The sequence below is a fragment of the Candidatus Latescibacter sp. IFSED24 genome (assembly GCF_058273205.1).
In genome coordinates, this window is the sequence record NZ_CM177850.1 from 3032168 (window position 1) to 3045595 (window position 13428).

Below are 13428 nucleotides of genomic sequence, written 5' to 3' on the forward strand. Positions count from 1 at the left end.
GTATGGAGCCGACGACATATCACCTCACCAGGATCAGCTTCTGCGTGCGTAAGGCCTGTTCGGTTTCCAGGCGCAGAACATAGGTACCACTGGGCAGGTCGCGCCCGGTGGCGCCCACCCCAGCCCAGACCAGTGTGTGCCGACCGGCAGTCTGCTCTCCGTCGACCAACGTTGCCACACAGCGACCACGCAGGTCGAAGATCCGCAAGCGAACTCGGGCCAGGGCAGGCAGGTCGTAAGCCAGCGTGGTTCGCGGGTTGAAGGGGTTGGGTGCGGCCGGTGCCAGTTGGATTGCCGCGGGCAGGTCGCCCTCGGGCGTCCGGTCATCTTCCAGTCTGGTGATGGGACCGTCGGGGTCATAGGCCCACACCTCCTGATCGGTCACCACCACCATGGTGCGTCCGCCCAGGGATTCCCCTTCGGCCGACCGCGTCAGATCCAGCGGGGTCCACTCGTCGTGGAAAGCGTTGAAGACCTGATAGTGGCGAGACGGCGTCGTGTCGGCAACCCAGCCCAGGTACGTGCTCGACAGGCCCAACCTGGGCGATTCGTCCAGCGATGCCGAAACCCATGATCCCGACAGGGAACTGTAACCCCAGGCGGTCAAGCCGTCGGCCCCCACGAGCACGCTCTGTCCCACACCCTCGCGCTCGAACGTGAGGGCGCGGTCGTACACCTGATCGCGACTGGCGTCGAATACCAGACCCTGGCCGCCGTGGTTGTGCAGGGCCACCAGGTTCGCGGAATACCCGAAGAAGGGATAGGCGCCGGCCGGGAAGGTGCGCTTGTACAAGGCGCCGTGGTGGCCGGAATAGAGCAGCACATCCATGTCGTCGGCCGTCAGGGGCGTCACGAAGCAATATTCGCCGGCGAAGCTGTGGGCGCTGCTGGCCACATTCACCGCCAGCTCCGTCCATGTGTTTTCGTGACCGTCGTAGGCGATGGCCAGGCCCTCGTCCTCGTTCCAGTCGTAGAGAGTGAACAGGCCCCAGTCCTCGCCGCCGACGCTGAGGGGGGCCGTGAGGTTGTTCTCCAGTTCGTATCGGGAGCTGTCGCTGGTGACCGTGTTCAGGCCCCAGGCATACCAATCGAGATCAATGACCACGAGAGTGGAGCCGCCGGCGATGAGGTTCAGGCCAGACGTTCCGAACTCGGGCTCGTAGAGTTGCACCTCGCCCAGGGCGCCGCGGTAGATCCGGAACTGCACGATGCCGCTGGATAGTTCGTGCACCGTGAGGGCGTACTGTCCGCCCACGTGGAGGTTGTCCCAGGCAGAGCCGTCGGCCGGAAGATACTCGCGGACGTCGTGTTCCCAGGCGCCTTCCCGGGTGTCGAAGGCTTGGAAGTGGTGCTCGCGGGGGTTGGCTCCGGGAATCTCGTAGACCGCGGCGTACACCGTGCGTAAAGCCACGCCGGTGAGGGGACCGGTACCCTCAGTGATGTCGCCATGGTCATCGGGTACCTGGCTCGATGAGAATTGGCCGGTGATGGCGCTGTAGCCCACCAGACGCTGGTTGGTCTCGAAGCCGTTGGTGCCGGCGAAACCGTGGTCGAGGATGGACTCGGTGGCGCCCCAGCGGGGGCCGTTGTCGGTGCTGGCGAACTGGTGCTGCGGCAGGCTGTAGGCATAGCACGGCACGTTGGAGCCGTAGGTGGTGGGGTAAAGGGCCAGGCCGGCCCAGTCGTCGCCCACATTGGACATGGACGTGTTGAAGCCGCCGGGCAGGCTGATCGTCCTTTCCTGCCAGGTATCCAGTTCGGCGTCGAAGACGTAGAACCGACTCTCGGTGGCCACGTAGGCCAGGGCCGGCCCGCAGCCGAAACTCTGCTGGTTGCTGTCGTTGCGCAGCAGATCGTCGGGCAGATCCAGTTCGTGGGGTGTGGAGGTCAGGCCGTTGTAGACCACCGCCACGCCGTCGGCCACGGCCAGGGCGAGGTCGCCGCGGGCGTCCACCAGATGCCAGAGATGTTCATCGGCCAGGTCGTGGCCGACCCAGGCGCCGGCCAGGGTGTCGAAGAACAGAAGGCGGGCGCTCAACTCCTGGGTAACCACGGCGGTGCGATCGCCGGCAGCGTGGAGTTGGCCGTACTGGCCGCCGATATCGTGGGAGTGGGAAACCCAGTGGCCGGTCTGGGCCAGGAGCGGGGCGGCGACGAAGAGCGACAGCAGCAGGGCGAGGCGAATCATTACGTTCCTCCGGGCCAGAGTCGAATCGATGGCGTTGAATATTAGACATCAGTCAGGTGCGGGATGACACAGAATCCGGTCTCCTCGGGGCCAGACCGTTGCTCTTCTTCGCGGCCGCGTAGTTTCATCACCAGGTGAGGAAGGAGTGATTCACCGCGCAAAACAGCTGTTGATTATCTGGGAGAGCAGCATGAGGGACTTCACCTACACGGCCATCCTGGGCAGCTACCAGAACTACTCCCACATCTTCGTGACGGGGAAGTACCTGTTCGGGATCGGGTTGTAGGGCGGCACGGTCGAACCAAAGGGAACAAAATACTCGATGACAAGTGCCCCGTTCCCCCATCTGGTCGATCAGGAGCCTGCGGATTCAAGCCCCAGCGAATTCCCGCCGCAACCAGAGCGTCGCGAACCGCCAGTCCTTCTGCGCCGTCCGGCGCGAGACGCCCACGAGCGCGGCGACATCCTCCATGGTCAACCCGCCGAAGATCCGCAGCTCGACGATCTCGGCCGCGCGACCGTCGAGGCGCGACAGCTTCTCCAGCGCGTCGTGGAGATCGAGGATGCCGACTTCCTCGCTCACCTGAGCCGCCTCGGCCCCCGACAGGGTGACGGCCCGCCGGCCGCCGCCCCGCTTCGCGGCGTTACGGCGGCGGGCGTGCTCGACCAGGATCTGCCGCATGACGCGCGCGGCGATGTTCACGAAGTGCGTGCGGCTCTCGACCGAGAGCGTCTCGACATCGAAGAGGCGCAGGTAAGCCTCGTTCACCAGCGCGGTCGGCTGCAGCGTGTGGTGCGGCCGTTCCCCTCGCATCAGGTTCGCGGCCACTGCGCGCAGCTCGTTCTGACAGGCGGCGAAGAGCGCGGCGGCGGTCGCCTCGTCGGCATCGCCGCGGGCCGCCGATCTCAGGCTGGCCGTGATCTGATCGCGCCCTCGGACGGCCATGGTTACCTCCAGGAAGTAATCGGGGAGTGGCCTTCTCGCGATTCTACCGCGATGGCGGCGATCATGGCAAGCGGTTGGCCTCGACGAGGCTGCCGGCGATGAGCTCGGCATCGAACTGGCTGGCATTGTTTGTGGTGGCGGGAGCGGTCGGGGTGTCGTCGCGAACGTCAATCACCAGCCAGCAGGAGCGTGTTCGTGATGGCAAAGCCCGCCGGTTGGTCCGGGTCCGGCACCGCGCGCAGGTTGGTCAGACCGCGCACGGTGGCCAGCAGTTCCTCCGGCGACAGATCAGTGTAGAGCGCATCGAGCGGGAGCTTCCACGCCACGGTGCTTCTCACGTGGTTGGCGATCAGCCAGCGGCGCTGCGAGTCGATGAAGACCAGGGCGGTATAAATGCCATCGTCATCGACGACAGGTAGCTGCCAGTGCGTTCCGGAGCGCACCGAGAAGACGTCCACGGTATCCGACCATCCGCCCACGGCCACCAGCCCGAGCTCCCGATCGTAGTCCGCACACAGGAGCCTCCCCATCGTTACGGAACCGAGCATGGTCCTGGTGTCCTGCGCGAGATCGACGAGCCAGATCCCGTCCGAGCGGTCCCGCAGCACGACGGCCGTCCCGCCCGCCACGAACTTGACGCCACTGGACGCGTCCCCGGTCCAGAGCGTCTCCGGCGCGGCTGCGGGGTTCATGAGATCTCGACGCTCGATGACATCGTTCCAGGCGAGGAGCAGATGGTCCCCGTCAGCCATTGCGGCATCGCGCCAGCCCGCGGTCCACTCGCCTTCGATGCGGTTCGCCTCTTGTCCGATCTCGAGCTCGGACAGGACCTCGAACCGGTCGAGATCGATCAGGCGGGCGGTCCCGGGTTCGCCCTCATAACGGAAGCAGGCTCGCCGCCCGTCCGGGCTCAGATCGACGGCTATCTGCCCTGCGCCGAACATCGGAACCGGCCGTAATTCGCCGTTGTCCAGATCGACCACCTCGGTCCGGTTCTGGTCGCCGCCGAGCAGGCAGCGCCGCCGTTCCGTATCGACCAGGATCGCGCCACTGACGCCCGTGGACCAGCCGATGGTTCCGCTGATGTGCAGGGCCTGATCATCGGCGGCGTCAACCAGCGGACTGGCCGTCAGTTCGCCGTCCTGCGACCAGGCGAATAACATCGAGCCGTCGTTCGACACGGTGACACGGGCCATTCGCCCGCTCTCACCGCCGAGATCGAGCGTCCAGGCGATGGGCGACCGCCCGCGCCAGAGCGCGATCGGACCGGTGTAGAGCCCGTTGCGCGAGGTGACCAGGGCTCCGCCGGGAAGAAAGCTGCCATCATGCGCCCAGTGCGTGCGGTCGAACAGCAGCCAGGGGCGTCGCGGCGGATGCGGCGAAAGCTCGTAGAGATGGACCGTCGACGAGGACCACGAGGTGAAGAACCGGCGGCCCGTCGGGTCGAACTCGAGCCAGAACTGCCCCGGGCCCTCCTTGAACTCGCGCGACAAGACCGGCGCATCGTCGCCCATGCTCCAGGCCTTGATCCGCCCCTCACGATCGATCGAGCCCGCCGCGCGTGCCGCCGGAGCGAGCGCCACGCAGCAGATCGGAGCCTCGTGGTCGCCGACGGTGATCGCCCGATCCGAATCGAGATCCGCCAGTCGCTGGAGGAAGAGTCGCGAGCCATCGTAGTCGATGATCCAGCCCGTGGACGTGTCGATCGCCGGGTTATGGGCGTCGGTCACGTCATGCATGACGCCCAGGGATCGTCCGAGCCGGGACCTCTCGCCCGAAACGAGGTCGATTTCGTACCATTCCGTGCGCTCTCCCTCGCGGTTTCCCGATATCACGAGTCGACGGGGGTCCTGATGACGGTGCATCCGGATCGTGTTGAATTCGGTCGTCCACGGCAAGTGCCAGAGATGCCGATCGTCGGCGGTCCGCCAGATGTGGATGCCGGTGGACGGTCCGGAGGCCGCCACGTACGACTGGTCGGCGTTGAAGATGACCTCGTAGACGATCCCATCGGTCGGCGCCTTGAGGATCCGCATGGACGCATCCTCCAGGTCGTAGATGCCGATCGTCGGCTGCTCCGACTGCGACCAGGACACCGCGAGCTGGCTTCCATCGGGACTGGCGTCGCAGGAGATCGGATTCCCCGGCTGACCCCAGCGCGGAAGCTCGTCGCGCAACATTCCGTTGGCGACGGCCTGGCGGATCAAGTCGCGTGCGGCGGGCTGCGGCGCGACTTCCAGGCTCGCCAGCGCATAGGCGACGGCGACGGTCGGATCCTTCTTAACGAATCCGCGGGCTAAAGAGAGCCGTTCGTTCGCCATGGCCCGATCGCGCTCGAGTGCGATGATCCCCGATTGCACGGTCTGCCAGACCGCGATGCCCGCCAGGACGACGATCAGCGCCGCGACCACCGCCACGCTCTGCCGGTTGCGGCGCACGAATTTCCGGCCGCGATACAGCCGGCTCGGCGGGCCGGCGGACACTACCTGATCGTGCAGGTAGCGATCGAGATCGCCGGCGAGGTCGGTCACCGTGGCGTAGCGCCGCTCCCGCTCCTTCTCCAGCGCTTTCATCGTGATCCAGTCCAGGTCGCCCCGCACGCGCTTGACCCAGGTCCGCGGCGCGATCGAAGCCGGGGGGCGCTCCGCCTCGGCCCTCGCGTCCAGCGACGTGAGCCGGGTGCTGGGCTTCGGCGGCGTGAGCTCCTTCACCAGCGACCCGATCCGGTCGAATCCCGCCTGCAGGAACTCCTCCCGACCGATGGGCAGCACCCCCGTCAGCAACTCGTAGAGCACCACCCCCAGCGAGAACACGTCGCTGCGCGTGTCGATGTCCTGGCGCCCGAGATCGGCCTGCTCCGGGCTCATGTACTCCGGCGTCCCGATCATCCGTCCGAGCTGCGTGAAGAAGGTCCGCGCCGCCAGATGGGCCCCCGTGGCCTTGGCCACGCCGAAGTCGATGATCTTCGGCACCTGCTTGCCCTCGATCTCGGTCACCAGGATGTTGCCGGGCTTGAGATCCCGATGGATCACGCCCTTCTGGTGGGCGTGCTGCACACCGTGGCAGACCTGGATGAACAGCTCGAGACGGCGGCGGAGACCGAGGCCCTTCTCCTGGCAATAACGATTGAGCGGGATCCCGGGGATGTACTCCATGACGAAGTACGGCCGACCGTCCCCGGTGGCGCCGGCGTCCAGCACCTTGGCGATGTTCGGGTGGTCCATCAGCGCCAAGGCCTGGCGTTCGCCTTCGAACCGGGTGATGACCTCACGCGTACTCAGGCCCAGCTTGATCACCTTCACGGCGACCTTCCGCCGGAGCGGTGCGCTCTGCGCCGCGAGGTAGACCTCCCCCATGCCACCCTCGCCGATCGGCTCGATGATCTGGTACGGCCCGACCTGGGAGCCGATCATACCGCGGGAGCCATCCGGGTCGAGGATGGTGAGATCGTCGGTCCGGGAATCGTCGAAGGCGAGGAGTTGCTGGACTTCCCCGAGCAGATCCGTGTCGTCGCCGCACTCGCGCGCGAGAAAAGCCGCCCGCTCGTCCGGATCCAGTTCCAGGGCGCGCTGGGTGAGCTCCTTGATCCGACGATACCGTTCGCTGGTCATGATCCAGACGCTCCTGTCCGGGACGAGATTGCTCGCGCTCCAATGACATCCTCATGTCTACTTGCGCGAGAACGTCGCCGAACGGGAACCGGACCTGTCGACGACGGCCGGATCGAGTGCCGCATCCAACAGACACCAGCGTAGACAGGGTGGACACCTGGCCTCAAGCCATAAATCGCCGAGCCCGGGATCATCCCCGGCCGACACCCTCACCGTCAGTCCCGCGGATCATACCACGCCCACCAGGCGCCCACGGTCACGTCGCGCCACCACTGGTCGTAGCGCTCCACGGCCTGTTCGATGACCGCCGGATCGCGCTCGACGACCAGGACGCCCTCACGCTCGTAGCGCGCGAGCACACGGTCCAGGTCGACCTCGGCGGGGAAGTCGCGTCGCGGATCGTACTCATCTCCCCACTCGTCGTAGACCCACCACATCTGCACGCCGGGTTCGGGAGGAAACTTGTCGATGAATGCGCGACGCCAGGTCTCGAACGCCATATCCACGTAGGGATCCCGCGTCATGATCTCGATGACGCCGCCGTCGTGCAGCGTCACGACCACGCCGTCGCCGCCACCCCGCCCCCGCCAGCTATCCGCCGGCGACGGCTGCACCGAGGCGATCTCGTCGCGGGTCAGCTCGAGGATCGCCCGGTCCCGTCGGTCATAGTAGAAGCCCTTGGCCACCCGCAGCGCGGTCGCCATCCGTCCCGGCATCCAGCCGACCTCGCCGCGCAGCTCGCCGGTCTGCGCCACGTAGCGTAGCGAGGGCGTCACGGAGCCGTCGCGCCAGAGGCCGGCGCCCGCCCACGCCAGGTGCGCGAAGCGGCCGCTCTCGCGGGACACGCCCAGGCCGGCCTCCAGGCCGGGGTTCCAGTCCAGGGCCAGGCTGGCGTGGACCGAGCCCACCAGGCGACGGCCGTCCCGGTCGGGATGCCACGAATGGGCGTAGGAGAACTCCGGGAAGAAGAACGGCAGATCGATGTGGCTGAAGTTCAGGCCCATGGCGTCGCTGTCGCTGACGCCCCACCACACGTGGCCGTTCAGGGCGCAGCCGCGCCAATCGCCCCACGGTTCCAGCGAGTTCCAGGTGATGCCGACCCCGTAGGACATCTCGTCCTTCTGGAGGGTGCGCGGGGGCATGCCATAGTAGGCGGTGCCGCAGCCGGCGAGGAGAACGGCGGCGGCCAGAAGCAGGGCGATGGCGAGACGGCGCAAGATGGGCTCCTTCGGGTGCGGGGATTGATGCAACACCTTGATTTTGCAAGACGTATACCAGGATCAATCTATATAACCAATCCATAACGTGTTGCAGTTCTATTACTTAGCCGTCTACTCCCGTCACGGTCACCGCTAATGTGTCCGGCTCGACACTGCTGGAACGTGGCCGGGCGGACACGGGGATGGGGAAGCACTGATCACCGGGACCACCGCGAGCGACTTCATATCGTGCGAAAACTTTGCTTCTGCGAGACATACGTTCATCGCCGTGAACGAGAAGGGTACCGAGGCAACCGCCTGTGGGAAGTCTTGCCGGGGCATCGCTCACGCAGTTGGCAATATGTCGACCATCACCCTCTTCCAACGCGATCGCCAATGGTCTAGAATCGCAGCCGTCCACCCGACGACCCTTCGACCCATTCGACATGGAACCCGAGTCGCCTTGCGTCACCTGCTCCTGCTTACGCTCCTCGCATTCTTCGCCTCGAACGCCCGGCCGGCCACCGATCGGAGCGAGGTGTCGCCGTCGCCTCGCGCCAGCGCAGGACTACCCTACACGCTCCTCGATCATCCAGGCCATTACCTCCCGGCCCGCATCTCCGGAAATCGCCTCTTCGGTTTCACCCTCGCAGATACCGATGGCGATGGGTACGACGACCTCGTCATCAACATCGACCAGGGGCTGGTGCTCTACCGTCATGATGGATCCCTGCCCTACGTTGTCGGCCAGCAGAGTTTTCCTCCGGAATACGTCGACGAGCTGCCGTTCCTGGACCTGATCCCCTACGACGGCGACGGGGACGGGCGCGAGGACGTGGTCGCCGTCGCGCCGGCTCGCGATGGCTCGCGCTGGCGTGTCTGGGCCACCAATGTCTCCGAGAAACACCCCCGTGGCGGCCTGATCCTGCCCGCCCACGAAGAACGACGGTTCGACGGGCGCTGGGACGGCTACTACCTGCCGATCGGCGAGTTGCCCATCGCCGGTCGACCGCGGACGACGGTCTTGCTCGTTTGCGGCGTCCAGTACGACGTACATGGCCGCGGGCTCCTCGCTGTCGATCCGCTCGAGGGCACGGTGGTCTGGCGCCGCTTCCTCGATGCCAAGATCCGCGCCCATGATGTCGAGATCGTCGACCTCGACCGGGACGGACGGCCGGAGATCCTGGCGACCTCCCTGGCGGTCAACAACCTCGACGGCGAGCGGATCTACGGTGCGAGCGACGACAGCAGCCGCGTGTTCGTGTTCGACGACCACGGCGAGACCCGATGGCAGCACGCGCTGGGAGGACCCGGCGCGAGCAGTACCGCGCGCGCACTCGACCTCGAAGGCGATGGCGTTTGCGAAATCATCGTGGGCTCTAGTAGCGCAAGAGCGCCGCGGGGACGGGTCACGATCTGGTCGGCGACCGGAGACCTGCGGCTCGACCGTACGTATCCCGAGCGCCTGCTGAAACCTCTGACGGTCGCCGACGACCCGAGTTCCGCAACGGCGCTCGTCGGCCTGAATTTCTCGGGCGATGCGATCGAGATCCACGGCTGGACCGGCACCGACCTCGAGCTTCTGGCCCGACACACGATCCGTGATTCCCGGATGATCCAGTTCGCCGAGGTCATCGCCGAAGAGCCTGGACCCGAGATCGTGGCCAGAATGAATGATCGCGTGGAGATCCTGGATCACGACCTGAGGCGTCTGGCGGGTTTCCAGGTCGCCGGGGACAGATCGCCCTCGGCGGTGATCGTCTGGGAAGCCGCCGAGGGCGTACGGTTGGTGCAGGCGGCCGATGGCATCACGTCGCCCCTACGGATCGTGCGCGCGCCGCGCCGGGTCGCGCCAGCCTGGTTCGCCGGCGGCGGTGCCGCCCTGCTCGGCGCGGCGACCTTGATCTGGAACGCCCGGCGCCGGCGACGCGAGCGGCGCGGCGAGCCCGAAACGGATCCGGTGATCCTCCGCGAGCTGCGGCTGCAGCTCCTGGCGCGCCTGGCCAAGGGCGGCCACGAGAAGATCGGTGCGCTGCAGCACCTGCGGCGGCTCTCGTGGCGCCTGCAGTCCGAGGCGGTGAAGGAAGCGGAAATGGGTGACGATACCGACCGGACGCCGCAGAGCAGGGAGCGCGTGGGCGAGGCCATCGCCGCGTTCCGTCGCGAGACCTCGCCGCGCCTCGACGAACTGCTGGTGCTGGCCCGCAGGGTCGGGGCACCCGACCACCTCCTGGTCTCCTGCGGGGAATTGCTAGACGAGCTCGACGGAGCGCTCGATCGCGTGACGGGCAGCGCCGACACGGACCGCGATCAGGTGCCTTACCGCGATGTCGATCCGCTGGTCTCGCGCCTCGCCGTGGAGTTCGACGCGGTATTGCAGCGACTCCGCCGCAGCGTCGAAAAGCACTTCCGCGATGATCTGACCGCCACCATCGGACGGGTACTCGAGGCCCAGCGCGAGTCGATCGCAGCGGGTGGGATCGCGGTCGAGGTGCGCAATCCGGATCCCGACTATGCTATCAGTGGCCCGCAGGTCGCGATCGACACCCAGGACCTCGCGTTCGTGCTCGACAACCTGGTCGGCAACGCGATCCGGGCCATGAGCGACAGCACGGTACGCCTTCTGGCCATCGCCTGGCGCGTCGAGTTCGGACGTGTGGTGTGCACGGTCGCCGACAGCGGCTGCGGCATCGCACCCGACGACTGGCAGGCCATCTTCGAGGACGGCTGGAGCGACCGCCCTGGCGGCGGCTACGGCCTGGCGCGCTCGCGGCAGGAGCTCGCGGTCTTCGGCGGGACGCTGCGGGTGATGGCGAGCGAACCGGGACAGGGCACCACGCTGGAGATGGTTCTGCCACTGGTCACCGACGACGCGAACTGACGGAACGGCACGGCCTGAAGACGGTCGACACGACCGCTCGGACATGGGAGCAAGTATGGCACCGGAATCATTGATCCAACGCAAGCTGCTGATCGTGGATGATGACGCGCTGTTCCTCGAGGACATGTTCGCGCTGTTCGCGGACGATTATGAGGTTGCGACCGCCACGACGGGCGAACACGCGGTGCCGCTCGTCATCCGCGAGCGCAGCGAGGTTGTACTGCTCGACATCGATCTTGGCTCGGGACCATCCGGACTCGAGGTCCTCGAACAACTGCAGCGGCTGGATGACCCGCCGCGCGTGGTCATGCTCACCGGTGACGCGCGGGTCGACACGGTCGTCCAGTGCATCCGGGCCGGCGCCACCGATTACGCCTGCAAACCTCCCAACGTCGCCGAGCTGCGCCTGCGCGTCGACCGTTGCTTCAAGGAGATCGCGATGCTGCGCCGGACGCGGCTACTGTCCGGTCGACTGAACGAGGATGCCGGGGAACTCGTGGCGGAGGACCCTCGATCGGTGCAGGTCGCGCGGCAGATCGAGAAGGTGGCGCCCACCGATGCAACGGTGCTGATCACCGGCGAGAGCGGCACGGGAAAGGAGATGATCGCCCGGCGGATCCACCAGCTCAGCCGTCGCCGGAGCGAGGTCTTCCTGCCGGTCAACTGCACGGCGATCTCGCATACGTTGATGGAGTCGACCCTGTTCGGTCACGAGAAGGGGGCGTTCACTGGCGCGGACACCATGCGGCCCGGCCAGTTCGAGCTGGCCGACGGCGGCACGCTGTTCCTGGACGAGATCGGCGACAGCGCCCCCGAGCTGCAGCAGAAGCTGCTGCGGGTGCTCGAGTCGGGGCAATTCCCTCGGGTGGGCGGGATCCGCGAGATCACGACCGACGTGCGCCTGATCGCCGCCACGAATTCCGATCTCGAGCAGGCCCGCGACGACGGCCGCTTTCGCGAGGACCTCTATCATCGGCTCAACGTCTACCGTATCCACCTGCAGCCGCTGCGCGATCGGCCGGCCGACATCATGCCGCTCGCCGAGCGGTTCCTGGTATCCTTCGCGGCCGATCAGGGCAAGCCGGTGTGCGGCTTCAGCGAACAGGCCCGCACCTACCTGATGTCGTCGCGCTGGCCGGGCAACGTCCGCGACCTGCGCAACGCTGTCGAGCGAGCGGTGATCAACTGCGAGGGCGAGCTGGTCGGCATGAGCGACCTCGCGCTCGGCGGCGTGGGCTCGCGCTACGCGATGCTCCCGCGCGACGAGGCCAAGAAGCAGGCGGAGCGGGAATTCTACGTGAGCTACTTGAGCACGCAGCTCGCGCTGGCCGGGGGGAGCGTGAAGGAAGCGGCGCGGTTGAGCGGGGTGTTGCCGCAGAGTTTTTCGCGGCTGTGTCGGGAGTATGGGGTGAGATGAGGGAAGGCAGACTCCCTCCTAAACGGCAAGAACTCCATATCTACTGCGCCAACTGAATCATAAGCACCGCTGCTCGGCCTATGAATCTCACCAATACAAGAACCGTGGCAGTGGCCTCAAGTCGGATGACCGGAGGCATGCGCAGATCAAACCCCTTCTCTCTTAACATACTGCAACACCATGTAACTCAAGCGCGCACTCCGTATTTTACGATTTCACAATGAATTGTATTTCTTTGCCTGGACGAATTAATGGAAATGTTAATCCAACCTCAGCGCCAATTTATTAAATCATTCAGTAACAACTATTTAAGGAAAAATTTTGGGCTCAAGGATTGCTGTCAATCCACCGTTATAGGAAAATCTTGGGGGGAGTGCCATGAAAGTTGCCCCCATTGGAGGCGCTAGCGAGGAGGCTTTCATGTTCAATCGTTTTTCAATCGCTGAGTTAAAGCATGGGGAGGGAGCGGTGTTCCGACGTACGTTTAAGCGATCAATATATATTTCGTGTGCGATCCTAATCGCTCTGGTTATTGCGTGCAGCGATGGTGATGGAGGTACGAGCCCGGCGGGAGGCGATGGTTCAATCTCAACTAGTGAGATCTGGCCGATGCACGTTGACTATGTATGGTACGGACGTCATCAGGTCGATAATAATGGTGATGGAGTTTTTGATCAGACTTTTGAGGACCAGTGGTTCAGGATCCACGAAAGTGTCGAATTTCATGGGGAGGAATGGTTCGCTTATGCGGCTCCAGAGTTCCCACTATACTACAGAAAGAATCGTGATGACGGTCTCTGGTGGACATATCTGACGCCAGGTGAAGACGGGCTTAATGACGATAATTATGAAGAACATTTGTTCCTGCCCTATCCCTGTGAAGTAGGTGATGACAATGGTAGGTCGGATGACCGGAGCGTTGTCGTTCTTGGCGTAGGCGTTCCTGTTGAAGTGCCGGCGGGGACCTTCGAGTGTGTTAAGTACAGGTGGGGCACACCTTCGGCGCCTCAACACAGCAGAGTCGTTTTCTGTGCCCCGGGGATTGGTATTGTCAAGGAGCTGGAGTATGGAGACGGTATTTTACGGGTGCAAAGAGAGCTGACAGGCGTAAATTTTCTGGACTTGAGTTCTTCTTATCAATGAGCAGCAAGACCATTTTTGGCGCCTAACAGGCAAGGAGCAGCCA

7 protein-coding genes are annotated in these 13428 nt (G+C 65.1%); 3 read left to right on the forward strand and 4 right to left on the reverse strand.

Translation table 11 applies throughout. The features are described from left to right. Positions 1-19: 19 nt before the first annotated feature. The 4 genes from IFSED24_RS12270 to IFSED24_RS12285 form a co-directional block, all read right to left on the reverse strand. Positions 20-2188 (reverse strand): FlgD immunoglobulin-like domain containing protein, encoded by a 2169-nt coding sequence (locus IFSED24_RS12270; protein WP_491331756.1) that lies wholly within the window; start codon positions 2186-2188, stop codon positions 20-22. A 370-nt stretch (positions 2189-2558) separates the two neighbouring features. Further along, on the reverse strand, positions 2559-3134 hold the full coding sequence (locus IFSED24_RS12275; protein ID WP_491331757.1) for an ECF-type sigma factor: 576 nt from the start codon (positions 3132-3134) through the stop codon (positions 2559-2561). Between the two features lie 167 nt (positions 3135-3301). Continuing rightward, positions 3302-6745, reverse strand: a complete 3444-nt coding sequence (locus IFSED24_RS12280) for a protein kinase domain-containing protein (RefSeq protein ID WP_491331758.1) — start codon at positions 6743-6745, stop codon at positions 3302-3304. 215 nt (positions 6746-6960) lie between these two features. After that, positions 6961-7962, reverse strand: coding sequence for a hypothetical protein (locus tag IFSED24_RS12285; RefSeq protein ID WP_491331759.1), 1002 nt, complete (start codon positions 7960-7962; stop codon positions 6961-6963). Between the two features lie 445 nt (positions 7963-8407). On the opposite strand from IFSED24_RS12285, the gene IFSED24_RS12290 reads away from it, so the two are divergent. The 3 genes from IFSED24_RS12290 (at position 8408) to IFSED24_RS12300 (ending at position 13385) form a co-directional block, all read left to right on the forward strand. After that, complete coding sequence (locus tag IFSED24_RS12290; protein WP_491331760.1) at positions 8408-10825, forward strand: ATP-binding protein; 2418 nt, start codon at positions 8408-8410, stop codon at positions 10823-10825. A gap of 55 nt (positions 10826-10880) precedes the next feature. Next, the gene (locus tag IFSED24_RS12295; RefSeq protein WP_491331761.1) at positions 10881-12242 is read left to right on the forward strand and encodes a sigma-54-dependent transcriptional regulator; all 1362 of its coding nucleotides are present in this window, start codon (positions 10881-10883) and stop codon (positions 12240-12242) included. Positions 12243-12662: 420 nt separating this feature from the next. Beyond that, complete coding sequence (locus tag IFSED24_RS12300; RefSeq protein WP_491331762.1) at positions 12663-13385, forward strand: hypothetical protein; 723 nt, start codon at positions 12663-12665, stop codon at positions 13383-13385. Positions 13386-13428 lie beyond the last annotated feature (43 nt).